16 protein-coding genes are annotated in these 18,059 nt (G+C 65.9%); 10 read left to right on the forward strand and 6 right to left on the reverse strand.

Translation table 11 applies throughout. The features are described from left to right. Positions 1–58 precede the first annotated feature (58 nt). Positions 59–1,309 carry a phenylacetate--CoA ligase family protein gene (locus K2O51_RS13795; RefSeq protein ID WP_011296456.1) on the forward strand — a complete coding sequence of 417 codons (1,251 nt, stop codon included), beginning with the start codon at positions 59–61 and terminating at the stop codon, positions 1,307–1,309. A gap of 4 nt (positions 1,310–1,313) precedes the next feature. Here the strand turns inward: K2O51_RS13795 and K2O51_RS13800 are convergent, their stop codons facing one another. The 3 genes from K2O51_RS13800 to K2O51_RS13810 all read right to left on the reverse strand — a co-directional run bounded on the left by K2O51_RS13800 (position 1,314) and on the right by K2O51_RS13810 (position 3,700). Further along, positions 1,314–1,682: a YbaN family protein gene (locus K2O51_RS13800; protein ID WP_011296457.1), complete on the reverse strand. Its 369-nt coding sequence runs from the start codon at positions 1,680–1,682 to the stop codon at positions 1,314–1,316. Between the two features lie 99 nt (positions 1,683–1,781). Further along, positions 1,782–2,759, reverse strand: coding sequence for an NAD(P)H-dependent flavin oxidoreductase (locus K2O51_RS13805; protein WP_220631234.1), 978 nt, complete (start codon positions 2,757–2,759; stop codon positions 1,782–1,784). Between the two features lie 158 nt (positions 2,760–2,917). After that, positions 2,918–3,700 carry a DNA-binding transcriptional regulator gene (locus tag K2O51_RS13810; protein ID WP_140949337.1) on the reverse strand — a complete coding sequence of 261 codons (783 nt, stop codon included), beginning with the start codon at positions 3,698–3,700 and terminating at the stop codon, positions 2,918–2,920. Positions 3,701–3,968: 268 nt separating this feature from the next. On the opposite strand from K2O51_RS13810, the gene K2O51_RS13815 reads away from it, so the two are divergent. Genes K2O51_RS13815 through K2O51_RS13835 form a run of 5 tightly spaced genes read left to right on the forward strand, consistent with a single transcriptional unit; the run spans position 3,969 to position 9,826 of the window. After that, the gene (locus K2O51_RS13815; RefSeq protein ID WP_140949336.1) at positions 3,969–5,825 is read left to right on the forward strand and encodes a bifunctional 3-(3-hydroxy-phenyl)propionate/3-hydroxycinnamic acid hydroxylase; all 1,857 of its coding nucleotides are present in this window, start codon (positions 3,969–3,971) and stop codon (positions 5,823–5,825) included. Positions 5,826–5,827: 2 nt separating this feature from the next. Next, positions 5,828–6,772: a 3-carboxyethylcatechol 2,3-dioxygenase gene (locus K2O51_RS13820; protein ID WP_220631235.1), complete on the forward strand. Its 945-nt coding sequence runs from the start codon at positions 5,828–5,830 to the stop codon at positions 6,770–6,772. A gap of 20 nt (positions 6,773–6,792) precedes the next feature. Continuing rightward, positions 6,793–7,581, forward strand: a complete 789-nt coding sequence (gene mhpD / locus K2O51_RS13825) for a 2-keto-4-pentenoate hydratase (RefSeq protein ID WP_140949334.1) — start codon at positions 6,793–6,795, stop codon at positions 7,579–7,581. A gap of 44 nt (positions 7,582–7,625) precedes the next feature. Further along, on the forward strand, positions 7,626–8,897 hold the full coding sequence (gene mhpT / locus K2O51_RS13830; RefSeq protein ID WP_220631236.1) for a 3-(3-hydroxy-phenyl)propionate transporter MhpT: 1,272 nt from the start codon (positions 7,626–7,628) through the stop codon (positions 8,895–8,897). A 59-nt stretch (positions 8,898–8,956) separates the two neighbouring features. Next, a complete protein-coding gene (locus K2O51_RS13835) occupies positions 8,957–9,826 on the forward strand; it encodes an alpha/beta fold hydrolase (RefSeq protein ID WP_140949333.1) in 870 nt (289 codons plus the stop codon). Positions 9,827–10,069: 243 nt separating this feature from the next. On the opposite strand, the gene K2O51_RS13840 is transcribed toward K2O51_RS13835, so the two are convergent. The 3 genes from K2O51_RS13840 to K2O51_RS13850 form a co-directional block, all read right to left on the reverse strand. Beyond that, positions 10,070–11,395 carry a sigma-54-dependent transcriptional regulator gene (locus tag K2O51_RS13840; RefSeq protein WP_011296465.1) on the reverse strand — a complete coding sequence of 442 codons (1,326 nt, stop codon included), beginning with the start codon at positions 11,393–11,395 and terminating at the stop codon, positions 10,070–10,072. A gap of 8 nt (positions 11,396–11,403) precedes the next feature. Beyond that, positions 11,404–13,383 (reverse strand): sensor histidine kinase, encoded by a 1,980-nt coding sequence (locus K2O51_RS13845; RefSeq protein WP_011296466.1) that lies wholly within the window; start codon positions 13,381–13,383, stop codon positions 11,404–11,406. An 82-nt stretch (positions 13,384–13,465) separates the two neighbouring features. Beyond that, positions 13,466–14,764 (reverse strand): dicarboxylate/amino acid:cation symporter, encoded by a 1,299-nt coding sequence (locus K2O51_RS13850; protein ID WP_041679792.1) that lies wholly within the window; start codon positions 14,762–14,764, stop codon positions 13,466–13,468. A 408-nt stretch (positions 14,765–15,172) separates the two neighbouring features. Here K2O51_RS13850 and K2O51_RS13855 point away from each other — a divergent pair, with 408 nt between their 5' ends. The 4 genes from K2O51_RS13855 (at position 15,173) to K2O51_RS13870 (ending at position 17,908) form a co-directional block, all read left to right on the forward strand. Beyond that, the gene (locus K2O51_RS13855; protein WP_011296468.1) at positions 15,173–15,493 is read left to right on the forward strand and encodes a (2Fe-2S) ferredoxin domain-containing protein; all 321 of its coding nucleotides are present in this window, start codon (positions 15,173–15,175) and stop codon (positions 15,491–15,493) included. A 149-nt stretch (positions 15,494–15,642) separates the two neighbouring features. Further along, positions 15,643–16,284 carry an alpha/beta hydrolase gene (locus K2O51_RS13860; protein ID WP_011296469.1) on the forward strand — a complete coding sequence of 214 codons (642 nt, stop codon included), beginning with the start codon at positions 15,643–15,645 and terminating at the stop codon, positions 16,282–16,284. Positions 16,285–16,347: 63 nt separating this feature from the next. Further along, positions 16,348–17,547, forward strand: coding sequence for a D-alanyl-D-alanine carboxypeptidase family protein (locus K2O51_RS13865; RefSeq protein WP_011296470.1), 1,200 nt, complete (start codon positions 16,348–16,350; stop codon positions 17,545–17,547). A 55-nt stretch (positions 17,548–17,602) separates the two neighbouring features. Further along, positions 17,603–17,908 (forward strand): YbeD family protein, encoded by a 306-nt coding sequence (locus K2O51_RS13870; protein WP_011296471.1) that lies wholly within the window; start codon positions 17,603–17,605, stop codon positions 17,906–17,908. The last annotated feature ends 151 nt before the right edge of the window (positions 17,909–18,059 follow it).

Here is an 18,059-nt window from a genome sequence, read left to right on the forward strand (position 1 = left end):
AGCGGAAGAGGGGCGCAACACCCGCCGAATTCACCGAACTTATTCGTCGTATCCCACCATGCCTGAATACTTCGATTCGCTCGAAACCCGTGCGCCGGAAGTTCGCGAGCAGGCGCTGCTGGCCGCACTGTCCCGCCAGGTAGCCCATGCCCGTGCGCATGCGCCTTACTTCGCGGAACTTCTGCGCGACGTGGATCCCGCCACGCTGACCACGCGCGAAGCGCTGGCCGCGCTGCCGGTAACACGCAAGTCGGACCTGACCGCGCGGCAAAAGGCCATGCCGCCGCTGGGCGGCCTAAATGCCACGCCGATCGGCGGCCTGCGCCACATCTTCCAGTCGCCGGGCCCGATCCACGAGCCCGATGGCCACGACGCCGACTGGTGGCGTATCGCACGCGCCATGTTCGCGGCTGGGTTCCGCGCTGGCGAACTGGTCTACAACACCTTCTCCTATCACTTCACGCCGGCCGGCATGATGATGGAGACGGGCGCGCATCGGCTCGGCTGCTGCGTGTTCCCCGCAGGTGTCGGACAAACCGAGTCGCAGGTGCAGGCGCTGGCCAGCCTGCAGCCGTCCGCCTACGCGGGCACGCCGTCGTTTCTCAAGCTGCTGCTGGAGCGTGGCGCGGAAATGGGCACGCCATGCCACAGCCTGTCCAAAGCGCTGGTCTCTGGCGAGGCATTGCCGCCATCGCTGCGCGGCTGGTTCCAGGAGCGCGGCATCCGCGTGCAGCAGATGTATGGCTCGGCCGATCTCGGACTCATCGCTTACGAAACGGACGGCGGCGATGGATGGGTCGTCGATGAAAACGTGCTCGTCGAGATCGTCGAACCGGGCGGCACGCGGCCGATGCCCGAAGGCGAGACCGGCGAGGTCGTGGTGACCGTGCTCGGCAATGGCGACTATCCGTTGATCCGCTTTGGTACGGGCGACCTGTCGGCGATCGTCGCCGATTCTTCGCATCGCGCGAGCCCTTGCGGGCGCACCAATATCCGCCTTAAGGGCTGGCTCGGGCGCGCCGACCAGACTACCAAAGTCAAGGGCATGTTCGTGCATCCGGGGCAAGTCGCGGACGTGCTGCGCCGCCATCCGGAAATCCGGGCTGCGCGGCTGGTCGTGACCGGAACCATGGGTGCCGACGTGATGACGCTGCATTGCGACGCCGCTCGCGACGACGACGGGCTGAAGCAGGCCGTGGCGGAGTCGTTGCGCGAAGTGATGCGCCTGCGCGGCGAGGTGGCGTTCGTGCAGGCAGGGTCATTGCCGCAGGACGGCAAGGTAATCGAGGACGCCCGCCGCTACGATTAGCGGTTTAATTGCCGTGCCCGCCCGGCGGCCGGGTGGGCAGGCGCAGCATCCAGATGCTGACGGCGGCCGCACACGCAATCAGGGCGGCCGACGCCAGAGGCCGCGCACGCATCAGCCACGCGGTGGCACTCATCGACGTCCACATCATCACGAGTGCCAGGCATTTCGCGCGCAGCGGAATGCTGTGATGGCGCTGCCAGTCGCTGACCAGCGGCCCGAAGCGCGGATGCTCGAGCAACCAGCCATGAAAGCGCTCCGACCCACGTGCAAAACAGGCCGCAGCCAGCAGCACGAACGGCGTGGTGGGAAGCACCGGCAGAAAAATGCCGATGATCCCGAGCAGCAGGCTCAACGCTCCCAGCGTCACCCACATTGCGCGCAGCAGCCGCTGCCGGCGGCTCAGTTCGACCGCGGCAGCGAGATTCGGGGCAGGGGAGTTGCGGGGCTCGGGCTGCAACGGCTGGGGGCAAGCTTAGCGCGCGATACCCAGCCGCGCTTTGGCGGCGTCGTACTCGGTCTTCATGCGCGCGATGATCTCTCCAGCGGGCGGGATGTCGTGGATCTGGCCTACGCCCTGGCCGGCGCCCCAGATGTCCTTCCACGCCTTGGTCTTGGAGCTGCCGCTGGAAAAGTCCATCTTGGTCTTGTCGGCCACCGGCAGGTTCTCCGGATCGAGGCCGGCACCGACGATGCTCTCGCGGATGTAGTTGCCGTGTACGCCCGTGAACAGGTTGGTGTAGATGATGTCGGCGGCGGCCGAATCGGTGATCGACTGCTTGTACGCTTCGTTCGCGTGCGCTTCCTGCGAGGCAATGAAGCGCGTGCCCACGTAGGCAAAGTCAGCGCCCATGGCCTGCGCCGCCAGCACGGCGTCACCGGTGGCGATCGACCCTGACAGCGCAATCGGGCCGTCGAAGATCTTGCGCACCTCGCCAACCAGCGCGAACGGCGACAGCATGCCGGCATGGCCGCCCGCGCCGGCGGCGACCAGGATCAACCCGTCGACACCCGCTTCGAGCGCTTTCTCGGCATGGCGCAGGTTGATCACGTCATGCAGCACGATGCCTCCGTAGCTGTGCACGGCGTCGATCATCTCCCTGACCGGCGCGCGCAGCGACGTGATGAAGATCGGCACCTTGTGGTCCACGCAGACCTTCACGTCGTGTTCAAGGCGCGCGTTGGACGTATGCACGATCTGGTTCACCGCGATCGGGCCGACCGGCTTGCCCGGATTGGCGGCCTGGAAGCTGGCCAGCTCCTCCTGCATCTGCGTGAGCCATTCGTCGAGCAGCTCCGCCGGGCGCGCATTCAGCGCCGGGAACGAACCGACGATGCCAGCCTTGCACTGCGCCAGCACCAGTTCCGGATAGCTGACGATAAACATCGGCGAGGCGATGACGGGAAGAGCCAGGTTTTGGAGCGCCTGAGGCAGTTGTCTTGCGGCGGGCATGATGTCTCCTGAGCCACGTGCGGGCGCCGGTGGCACCCTGAAATGAACGGTCGTTCGATTATAGGGATTTTCCGATTGCAGGGGCTAGAAGCGTCAATCTACGCCAAATCGGGGAATCGTCGGGGCGGTGCGCAACCGCGGGGCGGCTTACGCCGCGACTACGCGCTCAACGCAGCTACCATCTCCTTCGCCGCCTGCTGCAACTCCGGCACAAACCGCCGCGTCGCCTCTGCCGGACTGATCGCTTGCTCCAGATAAACGACATTCAGGCTCGCCAGCACCCGCCCCTCCGCCTGGATCGCTACGGCCACCGCCCCGATCTTCTTCTGATCCGCCCAGTCACCATGATTCGACCCGAATCCATCCTTGCGGGTCTGCCGGATCAGGTTGCGGATATACGCGTCATCCATCGCCAGCTTGAACTGCTGTTCGCCGCCCGCGCCAGAGCGCAGCACTTCGAGAATGTCTTCGCGTTCGGCATCCGGGCACATCGAGAAATACACGCGGCCCGCGGAGGTCAGCAGGATCGGCAGCCGCCTGCCGACCATGGAGCGGTGAAACGACAGCGGGCTGAAGCGGTGCGTGGTTTCGCGGATGATCATGGCGTCGCCGTCGGGCGTGGTCAGGTCGGACGGCCACACTACGCGCTGCAGGAGCCGTCCCATGATCGGCGGCGCGATGGTGGCGATGCGTTCGTCGTCGGTGAAGCCTTCGCTGAGCGCGCGCACGTCGAGTGTCAGGCGGAAGCTGTCGTCCGATGTACTGCGCCGCACGAAGCCTTCTTCGACCAGTGTTTCCAGCAAACGCCGCACGGTGGTCCGGTGCAGGCCCGTGGCCTCGCTGAGCTGCTGGCTGGTGGCACGGCCGTTTTCCATGGCATTGAGCGCCCGCAGCACCTGCAGGCCGCGTGACAACCCCCGCACGTTGGCGTACTTGGTCATCGAAAATCCTTAAAAATCAAAGATGTGCACTCCTTGCACATTTTATAGAAATGTTTGAGCGCGCGCTGGCGGATGCCTAGACTCCTCTGAAAATCGCAAATCCACGGAGACGCCCCCAATGACCCGCCTGATCCGTCGCCGGCGCCGCAGTTCCGGCGCCTGACCCCAGCCGGCATCGCCGGCCACCTGATTCCAATTCATCGCAGCAGAGCCAATACGCGCCACAGCGGCGCGGGGGCGCGCTCGTGCCTTGCACAGTAGGAGACCTATGAACACCACGGCCACGCAGACGGTACACGCCGACCGTCTTCCCGATGTCGATACCGACGTCGCCATCATCGGCGCGGGCCCGGTCGGGCTGATGATCGCCAACATTCTCGGCCTGCAGGGCGTGCGCGTCACGGTCGTCGAAAAGCTGGACCAACTGATCGACTATCCGCGCGCCATCGGCCTCGACGACGAAGCGCTGCGCGTGTTCCAGGCGATCGGGCTTGCCGACACGCTGCTGCCGCACACCACGCCTGACCACTGGATGCGCTTCGTCACGAAGGACGGCCATTGCTTCGCGTCCATCGAGCCGCGCACCGACGAGTTCGGCTGGTCGCGCCGCAATGCGTTCATCCAGCCGTTGGCCGACCGCGTGCTGTTCGAGGGCCTGCAGCGCTTCGAGCACGTGCAGGTGCTGTTCGGCCACGGTGTCGAGGCGTTCACGCAGGACGGCCACGGCGTCAGTGTCGAGGTGACCACCAGCGCCGGCCGGCGCCGCACGATCCGCGCCGCGTACATGGTCGGCGCGGACGGCGGCAACAGCATTGTGCGCCGCGCGCTGCAGGTGCCGTTCGAAGGGCGTACCAAGCCGAACCAGTGGATCGTCGTCGACGTGCGCAACGACCCGGTCGGTTCGCCGCACATCTACATGCACTGCGATCACGAGCGCCCCTATGTTTCGGCCGCGCTGCCGCACGGTATCCGCCGCTTCGAGTTCATGGTGATGCCGGGCGAGACCGAAGAGGAGCTGTCGAAGCCCGAGAACATGGCCGCGCTGATCCGCAAGGTGGTGGCCGATCCGGACAAGGTCGACTACATCCGCAAGCGCGTGTACACACACAACGCCCGGCTCGCCTCGACGTTCCGCGTCGATCGCGTGCTGCTGGCTGGCGACGCCGCGCACATCATGCCGGTGTGGCAAGGGCAGGGCTACAACAGCGGCATCCGCGACGCCAACAACCTAGGCTGGAAGCTCGCGATGGTCGCGAAGGGCCTTGCCGATGGCCGGCTGCTCGACACCTACACAGCCGAACGCCGTGCGCATGCGCGTTCGATGATCCACCTGTCCGAAGTGGCAGGCGACATCTTCGCACCGAACACGCGCTTCGGCGTGCGCTTCCGCGACGCCTTCGTGCGCAGCTTCAACGTGTTGCCCGCGGTCAAGCGCTACTTCATCGAGATGCGGTTCAAGCCGATGCCGCGCTATGAGGAAGGCGTGGTGCTGCTGCCGCCGCCGCAACATCGCGGCGGCTGGCTCGCCCGCATGCTGGAACGCGCCGGCAACTCGGCACCGGGACGCCTGCTTGGCCTGATGAGCGAGAAACGCGAGTCGTTCCTCGGTCGCCTGGTGTATGGCAAGGATCCGCTGGCCGGCTCGCCCGTGGGCCGCATGTTCATCCAGCCGCGCGTACGTACTGCCGATGATCGCCTCGCGCTGCTCGACGACGCCATCGGCAATGGTTTTGCCGTGATCGGCTGGGGCACCGATCCGACCTTCGGCCTGACGCCGCAGGCACGCGCGCTCGCCGAGAAGGCCGGCATGCGCTTCGTACTCGCCAAGCCTGATGTGCAACTGCGTCACGGCGACGACGTGCCCGATGGGGTGATCGCGATCGGCGATGCAAGCGGCCGCCTGAAGGAATGGTTCAGCCGCCTGCCGCAGTCGGTGGTCCTGCTGCGTCCGGATCGCTTCGTTGCGGGCGTGTGCTCGCCCCAGCAGGTGTCGGAGGCCATCACTGAACTCGCCGGCAAGCTCGGCATGACGGAGGTGCCGCCTTATGCCGAGGCCTCTACCCCTTCCAAGACGTCGCGCCCCGTGCTCGACCCCGTCACCGTTACCCAGGCAGCAGGAGCATGAAGATGCCGATCCAACTGGAATGTCTGTCGCATACGCCGTTGCACGGCTACGTCGACCCCGCGCCCGAAGTCGTCGCCGAGGTCGAGCGCGTACAGGCTGCGGCGCGCGATCGCGTGCGTGCATTCGATCCCGAACTGGTCGTGGTCTTTGCGCCGGACCACTTCAACGGCTTCTTCTATGACGTGATGCCGCCGTTCTGCATCGGCGCAGCCGCCACCGCGATCGGTGACTTCAAGAGCCTGGCCGGCAAGCTGCCTGTGCCGGCGGACCTCGCTCTGTCGCTGGCCGAAAGCGTGATGGCCGCCGATATCGATGTCGCGCTGTCGCACCGCATGCAGGTCGACCATGGCTGCGCGGATGCGCTCGCGGCATTGACCGGCAGCCTGGATCGCTATCCGGTCATCCCCGTGTTCATCAATTCCGTGGCGCCGCCGATGGCGACACTGCGCCGCGCGCGCCTGCTCGGCGATGCGGTCGGCCGCTTCCTGTCGCGTACCGGCAAGCGTGTGCTGGTGGTCGGTTCTGGCGGCATCTCGCATGAGCCGCCGGTGCCGGAGTTGGCCGGCGCCAGCGAGGAAGTTGCCGAACGCCTGATCGCAGGACGCAACCCGTCGCCCGAATCGCGCGCCGCGCGCCAGGCCCGCACTGTTGCCGCCGCGAAGGCTTTCGTCGCGGGCGACAGCCACCTGCATCCGCTCAATCCCGAGTGGGACCGCGCATTCCTGTCGCTGCTCGCTTCCGGTGAACTCACCGCCGTCGATGGCATGACCAACGACGCGATCACGCGCGACGGCGGCAAGTCGGCGCACGAGATTCGCACGTGGGTGGCTGCATTCGGTGCGCTGGCTGCGTACGGGCCGTATCGCGCATCGCTCGATTTCTACCGCGCGATTCCTGAGTGGATCGCGGGCTTCGCCACCATGCATGCCGAGCCTGCAGCGGTCTGACCCGATCAAGGAGAACCCCGATGACTGAACCTAATTTCGTCAACGCCATCGCAGCACGCCTGCGCGATGCCGAGGCCACGCGCCAGACCGTCGCGCCGGTGCGTGGCGAGATCGCGATCGATGACATCGCCACCGCGTATGCCGTGCAGCAGGCCAACGTCGACGCGCGCCTCGCACAAGGCGAACGCATCGTCGGCCGCAAGATCGGCCTGACTTCGCTGGCCGTGCAGAAGCAGCTCGGCGTCGACCAGCCCGACTTCGGCGCGCTGTTCGCGAGCATGGCGTATGGCGACAGCCAGCCGATGCCGCTGTCGCGCCTGATCCAGCCGAAGGTCGAAGCCGAGATCGCACTGGTGCTCGAGCACGACCTGACGCACGAGCGTCATACGTTTGCCGACATCCTGCGCGCGAGCGCCTACGCGCTGGCGGCAATCGAGGTCGTCGACAGCCGCATCCAGAACTGGGACATTCGCTTTGTCGATACCGTCGCCGACAACGCGTCGAGCGCGCTGTTCGTGCTCGGTAGCCGTCCGGTGCCGCTGTCCGCCGTCGATCTCACTGCATGCGCGATGACGCTGTCGCGCGACGGAGAAGTGCTGTCGCGCGGCAACGGTGCGGCCTGCCTCGGCAACCCGCTCAATGCGGCGGTCTGGCTTGCGGATCGCATGGTGCAGCTCGGCACGCCGCTGCGTGCTGGAGACGTGGTGCTGACCGGTGCGCTCGGCCCGATGGTCGCCGTGACCGAGCCCGGCACCTACACCACCGAAATCGAAGGACTCGGCAGCGTCCGCGCGACGTTCGCCGCATAAGCCGTCACCAAGAGCGGCACACACAGACAAAAGCGGAGACAAGAATGCAACCATCAAACAGCAGCGGCGCTAACGGGCGCAGCACAACAAGCAGCATCACCACCATCGGCCTGTGCCTGGCCATCGCCCTGCTGGAGGGGCTTGACTTGCAATCAGCCGGCGTCGCCGCGCCCCGCATTGCAAAGGAGTTCTCGCTGTCGGTGGCGCAGATGGGCTGGGCCTTCAGCGCCGGCGCCATCGGCCTGCTGCCGGGCGCGGCGCTGGGCGGCCGGCTGGCCGATCGGCTGGGCCGCAAGCGCGTGCTGATGCTGTCGGTCGCGCTGTTCGGCGCGTTCTCGCTGGCGACGACGCTCGTGTGGAACTTTGAAAGCCTGCTGGCCGCGCGCCTGCTGACGGGCCTGGGCCTCGGCGCCGCCATGCCCAACCTGATCGCGCTGTGCTCGGAAGCAGCGTCGCCCGCGCAGCGCAGCACCGCCGTTGGCGCGATGTACTGCGGCATGCCGTTCGGCGCAGCACTCGCCGCCGCGATCGGGATCGTCAGCCCCGCTGACGAAGGCTGGCGGCACATCTTCTACGTGGGCGGCTTCGGGCCACTGCTGATGGTGCCGCTGCTCGCGCTGTGGCTGTCCGAATCGGCACAGTTCGTCGAAGCAAAGTCGCAATCGGTGAAGCGCACCGAAGCCACGCCGGGCTTTGTCGAGGCGTTGTGCGACGACGGCCGTACGCGTACCACGCTCGCGCTGTGGATCAGCTATCTGGGCACGCTGATCGTGCTGTATTTCCTGATGAACTGGCTGCCCTCGATGGTGCTGTCCAACGGCCTGACACGAACGCAGGCGGGCATCGCAATGATGATGTTCAACATCGGTGGCGGCATCGGTGCGGTGGGCATCGCCAACGTGATGGACCGCTTCAGCCGCCGCCTCACGGTGGTCGGCATGTACGTGGGCATCGGCGCCGCACTGGCGGGGCTGTCCGGCGCGGGCGGCAGTACTTCGATGGCGGTCGGCGCATTCTTCTGCGGCCTGTTCCTCGTGGGCGGGCAGTCGGTGCTGTACGCGCTGGCCGGCCAGGCCTATCCGACGCAGGTGCGCGGCACAGGCGTAGGCGCCGCAGTCGCAATCGGCCGGCTGGGCTCGATCCTCGGGCCGCTCGTCGCCGGGCAATTGTTCGCGCTGGGCCAGAGTGCGTCGATGCTGGTAGCCGCGAGCATTCCGCTGATCGTCATCGCCGCACTCGCCGCGCTGGCGGTGGTGGGTTCATTCTCGCCGCGCCTGGCATCCGGCGCGGCAGTTCCAGGCGGGCGCGGCGCGTGAGCGGCGCACTGTCAGCACATTCCATTCCCTACAGATTCAGTCGAGCAAGGAAGATCAACATGCAAGCGAACGTACAAGCCATCACCGAAGCCGGCACAAGCCGTTTCGTGACCGTGAAGGATGGCGATACCGAATTCCGCATCCACTGCAACGACACCGGCGCCGGTGCCGAGACTGTCGTCATGCTGCACGGCTCGGGTCCCGGCGCGACCGGCTGGGCCAACTTCAATCGCAATGTCGAGCCGCTGGTCGCGGCCGGTTATCGCGTGCTGCTGGTCGATTGCCCGGGCTGGGGCAAGAGCGATCCTGTCGTCAACGCGGGCTCGCGTTCGGAACTCAATGGCCGCGTGCTCAAGGGTGTGCTGGACGAACTTGATATCGAACGCGTGCACATCCTTGGCAACTCGATGGGCGGTCACAGCGCGGTGGCATTTGCGCTTGCCAACCCGCAGCGTGTGGGCAAGCTCGTGCTGATGGGTGGTGGCACCGGCGGCCCGAGCCTGTACGCGCCGATGCCGACGGAAGGCATCAAGCTGCTCAACGGCCTGTACCGCGAGCCGTCGATCGAAAACCTGAAGCGCATGATGAATGTGTTCGTCTATGACGCCAGTTCACTGACTGACGATCTGATGCAGGCGCGGCTCGACAATATGCTGGCGCGGCGCGACCACCTCGAGAATTTCGTGAAAAGCCTGGCGGCGAATCCCAAGCAGTTCACCGACTACGGTTCGCGCCTGGGCGAGATCACGGCGCCGACGCTAGTGATCTGGGGGCGTGACGATCGCTTCGTGCCGATGGATGTCGGGCTGCGGCTGATCGCCGGGATTCCGAATGCGCAGATGCATATCTTCAATCGCTGCGGGCACTGGGCGCAGTGGGAGCATGCGGAGGCGTTTAATCGGATGGTCGTGGATTTTTTGGGGAATTGAGGGGGAGCTTGGGGCAGGGTGTCGTTCTTGGCGCGAGCGAAGAGCGATGTCCCAGGTGCAGCTGAGACCTCAAAAAAACGCCCCGCAGAAACGCGGGGCATCAACTACCACGAAGACTCATAAAAGAAGCAAGCAGTCATGGCACCTGCCAATGCCGCAACCGCACACGAAATATAGTCGCCGATTGTGACGTTGACATGGCAGCGTAGTGAAAACCCTGAGACAGGTTATGTAGCAGGTTTCCTATAAGCCATAACGCTTGATCTTGTCATACAGCGTCGCCTTGCCGACCTGCAGCAAGTCTGCCGCCTGGCTGACCGCACCGCCGGTGCGGGCCAGCGCATCAGCGATTACGGCACGCTCGAAGTGCTCCATGCGCTCCCGCAGCGGCGCGCTCTCATCCGGTGCTGCCGTGGTCGCCCCGGACTGCCCGCCTTCGGGGACGCCCAGCACTAGCCGGTCAGCCGCATTGCGCAGCTCGCGCACATTGCCGGGCCACGGCCGCTGCGCCAGCGCCTGGCGCTGCGACTCCGAAAGAATGGGCGCAGGCCGTTGATAGCGCACCGCCGCGACGAGCATGAAATGCTCGAACAGCGGCACGATATCTTCACGCCGCTCACGCAGCGGCGGCAGCGCGATGGTGACGACGTTCAGGCGGTAGTAGAGATCCTGCCGGAACACGCCCTGCGCGACCAAGGCGTCCATGTCGCCCTTGGCGGCGGCTACGATGCGCACGTCGATCTTCACCGACGCATTGGACCCGAGCCGTTCCAGCGTACCTTCCTGCAGCACGCGTAGCAGCTTCACCTGCAGCGCCAGCGGCATGCTTTCGATCTCGTCGAGGAACAGCGTGCCGCCCGACGCATGTTCGAGCTTGCCGATGCGGCGCTTGCCGGCGCCGGTGAAAGCGCCGGCTTCGTGGCCGAACATCTCGCTTTCGAATATCGATTCCGGGACGGCACCGCAATTGAGCGCGATGAACGGGCCGTCCGCGCGGTTGGACAACGCATGCAGGCTGCGCGCGACCAGTTCCTTGCCGGTGCCGGTCTCGCCGTTGATCATGACCGGCACGTCGGTGGCCGCGACATTGGCCACGAGCCCACGTACCTGATCGATCGCATGCGAGCGGCCGATGATGCGCGTGCCGGCGGCCGACCCCGCCAGTTCGCGGCGCAGTGCCTGGTTTTCCAGTTCGAGCCCGCGCCGTTCGATGGCGCGGCGCACGGTCTCGGTCAGGCGGTCGGCGCCGAAGGGCTTTTCGATGAAGTCGTACGCGCCCTCACGCATGGCCTGCACCGCCATGGTGATGTCGCCGTGTCCCGTGACCAGTATCACCGGCACGCCGGGCGCGGCGTTGCGGCAGTGATGCAGCAGTTCGAGACCGCTCGCGCCGGGCAGGCGCACGTCGGTCACGAGCACGCCCGGAAAATCGGCGCTCAAGTGGGGCAGGGCAGCTTCGGCCGTGGGCAGCGCGAGCACGGAAAAGCCGGCCAGCTCCAGGCTTTGCGCGGTGGCCTGGCGCACCAGCGGTTCATCTTCGACGAAGAGGACGCGCAAACCGTCTTGCATGGGATGCCTCAATGTGTCTGGGTGACGCCTGCGCCGGCGTCGACCGGTGCGCGCGTCAGCACGATGGTGAATACCGCGCCGCCGCCGTCAGCATTGGCGGCGCTGAGTTGTCCGCCGAACTCGCGCACGATCGACGAGGAGATCGCCAGGCCGAGGCCCAGCCCCTGGCCGGTTTCCTTGGTCGTGAAGAACGGCTCGAACAGGCGCGGCAGGTCTTCCGGCGAGATACCCGTGCCATTGTCGCGCACCTGGATCGTCACCGCGCTTGCGTCGGCGCTGACGGAAACGTCGATGCGCCCTTGCGCAGGCGCCGCGCTGGCGATGGCATCGAGCGCATTGCCGATCAGGTTGAGCAGCACTTGCTCAAGCTTGAGTTCGTCGGCGCGCACGGCAATGTTGGGCAGTGCGTGGAGTCCATCAACATGCAGTGTCACGCCGGTCAGCCGCGGCGCCAGCAGGGCCAGCACGTGCTCGATCGCGGCGCTGACCAGCACCGAACGGCGCGGCGGGCGCGCCTTGCCGGCAAACAGCTTGAGCTGGCCGGTGATCTTGCCCATGCGCTCGGTGAGGTCGGCAATCGCGGACAGGTTGCCTTCCGCAGCGGCGAGTTGCCCACGCTCCAGCAACACGCGCGTGTTGTCGGAGAACGTGCGCAACGCGGCCAGCGGCTGGTTCAGCTCATGCGTGATGCCGGCGGCCATCTGACCCAGCGCAGCGAGTTTGCTGGCCTGCACGAGTTCGTCCTGTGCCGCGCGCAACTCGCTCTCCGCGCGTGTGCGTTCGGCGACTTCTTCTTCGAGCTTTTCGTTGATGGCCATCAGGTCGGCCGTGCGGGCTTCGACACGCCGCTCAAGCTCGTCATAGGCGGCTTCGAGCAGGCGGCGGCTGTACAGCATGTCGCGTGCGCGCTGGCGGCGCTGACGCCAATTGACCAGCAGCAGGCAAATGCACGCGTAGGCCAGCGCCGCTGCCACGGTGGCATTGCGCGCATTGGCCAGCACCGGGTCGAGCGGTGCCATCACCTGCATGGTCCACTCCGCGGGGCCCACCTTGCGGCCGAGTTCGAGGTAGCGGTCCGCGCGCTCGCTGCCGTCGGGGTTGGGGCCGTCGGCGCGCACACGCACCAGGCGCGCGCCCGGGTCGAGCGCCCTGGAGGCCAGCCACTCGGTGACCGGCGAGGTTAGCGGTTCGAGCGGAAGCGGCGTGACATCACGGTCGTGATACTGACGGGTCTTGCCCAGCTCGTCGTGCAGCTCGGCCGGCAACGGCCCCAGCGTGCGGTACTGCCAGGCAGGCACGGACGACAGGAAGATCACGCCGTGGTCGTCGCTGACCATGAGCGGCTCGGCGCTGCCGCCGCCGGCACGCTGGAACCACTCCAGGTTGAGCTTGACTACCGTCACGCCGATCACCTTGCCGCCCGACTCCACGGGCTGCGCGATGTAGTAGCCCGGCTCGTCGCTGGTGATGCCGATCGCATAGAAGCGCCCCATCTCTCCGCGCGATGCGATCTGGAAGTAGGGGCGGAAGCGGTAGTCGGTGCCGACGAAGCTGCCGGGCTCGCCGGCGTTGCTGGCGGCCAGCGCGATGCCGTTGGTGGCGATCACGTAGGTGGCCGACGCATGCGAGCGGCGGTTGACTTCAGCAAGATAATGGTTGGCCGCAGCGACGCGTGCGGGATCATCGGGCGCCTGCAGCAGGCCACGCACGAACGGGTGCAGCGATACCAGCGCGGGCAGGAATTCGTAGCGGTCGAGCGTGCTTTCGAGCGTGGCGGCGTAGCGGTCGGCGCGTGTAGCGGTGCTTTCCTGCAGTGTTGCCAGGCCGCGCTGCACGGATACCAGCCACGTCAGCGCGCATAGCAGCACGAGGCCGGCCGCCAGTGCCACGGCAAAGCCCCACCAGCGGCGGTTCTCGCTGCCGGGCTCGTGCGCCGCCTGGGCGGCGGCGGGGTCATGTACGGCGAGGAAGTCGTCGGAATGGGGCATCGGCGCGCGCGAAGGCTGTCGCGCCGATGATACTCGCTGCGGCGCGGCCGGCCCACCGGGCCGGCCGCTTGCCTGCGAGGCGTCAGACGTTCTGGCCGGCGTCGGCGAGTTCTGCCTCATCCTCGCCACCTTGCTGAAGCGTGCGCTTGAGCTGGGCGCGGTCAAGCTCGTGCTCCCAGGCCGAGACCACCACGGTGGCCACGCCGTTTCCGATGATGTTGGTCAGCGCACGGCATTCGCTCATGAACCGGTCGATGCCGAGGATCAGCACCATGCCGGCCACCGGAATGGTCGGCACCACGGCCAGCGTCGCGGCCAGCGTGATGAAGCCCGCGCCGGTCACGCCGCTGGCACCCTTGGACGTGAGCATGGCCACCCCGAGGATGGTGAGTTGCTGCAACAGCGTCAGTTCGATGCCGGTGGCCTGCGCGATGAAGATCACCGCCATGGTCATGTAGATGTTGGTACCGTCCAGGTTGAACGAGTAGCCGGTCGGCACGACCAGGCCGACCACCGACTTGGAGCAGCCGAGCTTTTCCAGCTTTTCCATCAGGTGCGGCAGCGCGGCTTCGGACGAGCTCGTGCCCAGCACGATCAGCAGCTCTTCCTTGATGTACGAGATGAAGCGCAGGATGTTGAAACCGGTCGCGCGCGCGATCGCACCCAGCACGAACACCACGAATACGATGGCCGTGAAGTAGAACGTGCCGATCAGCTTGAGCAGCGGCACCAGCGAGCCCAGGCCGTACTTGCCGATGGTAAAGGCCATCGCGCCGAACGCGCCGATCGGCGCGACCTTGGTGATGACGTGCACGATGTGGAAGAACACCTTCGACACCTGCTCGATCAGCTGGACGACGATGCGGGCACGTTCGCCGATGGCGGCCAGCGCGGCGCCGAAGAACAGCGAAACCAGCAGGATCTGCAGGATGTCGCCGTTGGAGAACGCGCTGAAGATCGTGTCCGGGATGATGTGCATCAGGAACTCGACCGTGCTCTGGCCGTGAGCCTTGGACACGTACTGCTCGATCGCCTTGGTGTCCAGCGTGGCCGGGTCGATGTTGAAGCCCACGCCGGGCTTGAGCAGGTGCGCCGCGCCCAGGCCGATCAGCAGCGCGAACGTCGACACGATCTCGAAGTACAGCAGCGCCTTGCCGCCGACCCGGCCGACCTTCTTCATGTCGCTCATGCCGGCGATGCCGGTCACCACGGTACAGAAGATGATGGGCCCGATGATCATCTTGATCAGCTTGATGAAGCCATCGCCGAGCGGCTTCATGGCAACGCCTGTGTCGGGCCAGAAATGGCCCAGCAGGATGCCGACGAAAATGGCGAACAGCACCTGCACGTACAGGATCTTGTAGAAGGGTTTCCTCATGATGTCGTCCTCGGTTTTTTGGGCCGTAACCCGCCGGGGGCGGCGGGCGCGCGCCGTCGCGGATGCGGCGCGTCTCGGGATCTGGATTTGCAATGGCTATGCCAGGGCGCGCCGGATTCGTAACCCCTTGATTTGAAAGACGACATGCAGCGGGGCGCAGGGTCCGGCACTCCGGATTTCCGGAAATCCGGAATCGCCGGCTCCGGGGATCCGGAATGCCTGCGCGCGTGGGGGTGCCCCATATGGCACATGAGGCGGCAGGATTGGGCGACAGCGAGCGCAGACCATGCTTGCGGAAGCCGGATTGACCTGGTCCGGCCCTCCGCACACCGTATAATTCCGAGCTTCCACCCATGCCGCCGGACGCGCCTAACCCTGTGCCGGTGCGGCAAGCCATCTTCCCCAGCACGCATGAGCAGCTACTACAAGCACCACGTCTTTTTCTGCCTCAACCAGCGCGAGGCCGGCGAGAACTGCTGCGCCCAGCACAATGCCAAGGCCATGCAGGAGTACGCCAAGAAGCGTTGCAAGGAACTGGGCATCGCCGGCGGAGAGGGCCGCGTGCGCATCAACAAGGCCGGCTGCCTGAACCGGTGTGAACTCGGACCGGTACTGGTGGTCTACCCCGAGGCCGTCTGGTACACCTTCGTCGACGAGAAAGATATCGACGAAATCATCGACAGCCATCTGCTGAACGGCAAGCCGGTGGAGCGGTTGATGGTGGACCGCTGAACCGCTGAATGCGGTGCCTGCCAGTGCGGCAGAGCCCGCATCACGGATGTCTCCGAGGTTTTTTCCAGTGTTTACCGTAGCGATGCCGCTCCAGCGCGAGCGCAGCGGCAGCGTTTTTCATTGCCCCAGTTGCATCGTCCATCGTCATCATGAACGCGCATACCCAGGTATTGACCATTGCCGGCCCGGCCGGCGCGATCGACCTCTCGGTCGACCTGCCGCAATCCGCGCCGCGCGGACTGGCGCTGGTCGCGCACCCGCACCCGCTGTTCGGCGGCACCAAGGACAACAAGGTCGCGCAGACGCTGGCGCGCTGCTTCGTGCAGCTTGGCTATGCCACGGTGCGTCCGAATTTCCGCGGCGTTGGCAACAGTGCCGGCGAGCATGACAACGGCGTGGGCGAGCAGGACGACCTGCTGGCCGTGATCGCATGGATGCGCGAGCAGACCGCATGGTCGCCTGATGCCGCGACGCTGCCGTTGGCCCTGGGCGGATTTTCGTTCGGCAGCTTCGTGACCACGCACGTCGCCAAGCGCCTGGCCGATGCCGGCACGCCCGCGCAGCGCCTGGCGCTGGTCGGCACCGCCGCGAGCCGCTGGCAGGTGGCCGATGTGCCCGCCGATACCATCGTGATCCACGGCGAGCAGGACGACACCGTGCCGCTGCAGAGCGTGTTCGACTGGGCTCGCCCGCAGGAACTACCCGTGATTGTCATACCGGGCGCCGATCATTTCTTTCATCGCAAGCTGCACCTGATCAAGCAGCTCGTCGTCAACGCGTGGGACCGGTAAGGACGGCCTTGCCCGTAGCCGCTACCGTCTTTCGCGAAATCTATCTTGTCGGAAACTGAAAACATGCTGAACAGAGCCACGCCGCGCCTAGCGTCCGTCTTTGCCCCCGCCGCCATCGTCGCGGCAGCCACGCTCGCCGCCGCGCCCGCCGCCGTGCTGGCCCAGGGTGTGCCGATGCCGCAAGTGGCCGCCAAGTCCTGGATGCTGTTCGACGTGACCAGCGGCCAGGCACTGGCTTCGCAGAACGCGGACCAGCGCATCGAGCCCGCGTCGCTGACCAAGCTGATGACCGCCTACCTGGCGTTCGAGGCACTGAAGGAAAAGCGTCTGACGCTGGACCAGGCCGTGGTCCCGACCACGCTGGTGCTGAAGGTCAAAAGCGATGAATCGCGCATGTTCATCGAGCCCAACAAGCCGGTCAGCGTGCAGGACCTGCTGATGGGCCTGATCGTGCAGTCGGGCAACGACGCCGCACTGGCGCTGGCCGAAGCCGTGGGCGGCTCGGAAGAGGGTTTCGTCGCGATGATGAACCGCGAAGCCCAGCGCATGGGCATGAAGAACACGCACTTCACCAACACCGACGGCATTCCCGACCCGAACCACTACACCACCGCGGTGGATCTGGCGACGCTGACCACGCGACTGATCCAGGACTTCCCCGAGTACTACGGCATGTACTCGCAGAAGGAGTTCACCTATAACAAAATCAAGCAGCCGAACCGCAACCGCCTGCTGTATATCGACCCGACCGTCGATGGCGTCAAGACCGGCCACACCAAGTCGGCCGGCTACTGCCTGATCTCGTCGGCCAAGCGGCCGCTGGCCAATGTGCCGAACGGATCGCGCCGGCTGATTTCGGTCGTGATCGGCACCACCACCGAACAGGTGCGCACCCAGGAAAGCCTGAAGATCCTCAACTACGGCTTCCAGTTCTTCGACACGCTGCGCCTGTATGACAAGGGCCAGGTGCTGGCTACGCCGGACATCTACAAGGGCAAGGCCGGCACGGTCAAGATCGGCGTGCAGAACGAGACCTTCGTCACGGTGCCCAAGGGCACGGGCGGCCGCCTGAAGCCGGTGCTGGAGCGTCAGGAACTGTTGATCGCCCCGATCGCCGCCGGCCAGCAGGTGGGCTCGGTGAAGCTGATGGATGGCAACACGAAGGTGGCAGAATTCCCGGTGGTGGCACTGGAGGAAGTGCCCGAAGCCGGCTTCTTCGGCCGCCTGTGGGACACCATCCGCCTGTGGTTCAAGCGCAAGTGATGGGATAGAGCGGTCCGGTGCGCCATGCGTGCGCCGGGCTGCCGGAGATACTGACATGACAGCCGACAATACTGGCGGCGGCAAACCGGGCGACATTCCGCCCGAACAGTCGCTGATCGAATACCCCAGCCATTTCCCCATCAAGGTGATGGGCGCGATGCAGGACGGCTTTGCCGAAGCCATCGTGGCGCTGGTGCAGGAATTCGACCCTGGTTTCCACGCGGGCAAGATGGAAATGCGTCCGTCGAGCAAGGGCAACTACCTGGGCCTGACCGTGACCGTGTGGGTCACAAGCCGCGAACAGCTCGATGATATCTATCGCGCGCTGACAGGGCATCCGATGGTCAAGGTGGTGCTGTAAGGCATTGCCGTTTCGAATTACGCGTGTTTTCTCCCCTCTCCCGCGCACGGGAGAGGGGCCGGGGGTGAGGGCAGGCACTGGCATACCAGCGCCCGTCACTTCGTTGATACTCCGCCCCTCACCCCCAACCCCTCTCCCGTACACGGAGAGG

Source organism: Cupriavidus pinatubonensis, assembly GCF_019602855.1.
Lineage (GTDB): Bacteria > Pseudomonadota > Gammaproteobacteria > Burkholderiales > Burkholderiaceae > Cupriavidus > Cupriavidus pinatubonensis.

Coding starts and splice junctions, on each gene's coding strand:
- K2O51_RS13800 (WP_011296457.1), bottom strand. CDS start 1,682: ATGTGGGTGACGCTGGGAGCGTTGAGCCTGCTGCTCGGGATCATCGGC.
- K2O51_RS13805 (WP_220631234.1), bottom strand. CDS start 2,759: ATGCCCGCCGCAAGACAACTGCCTCAGGCGCTCCAAAACCTGGCTCTT.
- K2O51_RS13860 (WP_011296469.1), top strand. CDS start 15,643: ATGAACGCGCATACCCAGGTATTGACCATTGCCGGCCCGGCCGGCGCG.
- K2O51_RS13870 (WP_011296471.1), top strand. CDS start 17,603: ATGACAGCCGACAATACTGGCGGCGGCAAACCGGGCGACATTCCGCCC.
- K2O51_RS13810 (WP_140949337.1), bottom strand. CDS start 3,700: ATGACCAAGTACGCCAACGTGCGGGGGTTGTCACGCGGCCTGCAGGTG.
- K2O51_RS13820 (WP_220631235.1), top strand. CDS start 5,828: ATGCCGATCCAACTGGAATGTCTGTCGCATACGCCGTTGCACGGCTAC.
- K2O51_RS13840 (WP_011296465.1), bottom strand. CDS start 11,395: ATGCAAGACGGTTTGCGCGTCCTCTTCGTCGAAGATGAACCGCTGGTG.
- K2O51_RS13845 (WP_011296466.1), bottom strand. CDS start 13,383: ATGCCCCATTCCGACGACTTCCTCGCCGTACATGACCCCGCCGCCGCC.
- mhpT (WP_220631236.1), top strand. CDS start 7,626: ATGCAACCATCAAACAGCAGCGGCGCTAACGGGCGCAGCACAACAAGC.
- K2O51_RS13855 (WP_011296468.1), top strand. CDS start 15,173: ATGAGCAGCTACTACAAGCACCACGTCTTTTTCTGCCTCAACCAGCGC.
- mhpD (WP_140949334.1), top strand. CDS start 6,793: ATGACTGAACCTAATTTCGTCAACGCCATCGCAGCACGCCTGCGCGAT.
- K2O51_RS13815 (WP_140949336.1), top strand. CDS start 3,969: ATGAACACCACGGCCACGCAGACGGTACACGCCGACCGTCTTCCCGAT.
- K2O51_RS13795 (WP_011296456.1), top strand. CDS start 59: ATGCCTGAATACTTCGATTCGCTCGAAACCCGTGCGCCGGAAGTTCGC.
- K2O51_RS13865 (WP_011296470.1), top strand. CDS start 16,348: ATGCTGAACAGAGCCACGCCGCGCCTAGCGTCCGTCTTTGCCCCCGCC.
- K2O51_RS13835 (WP_140949333.1), top strand. CDS start 8,957: ATGCAAGCGAACGTACAAGCCATCACCGAAGCCGGCACAAGCCGTTTC.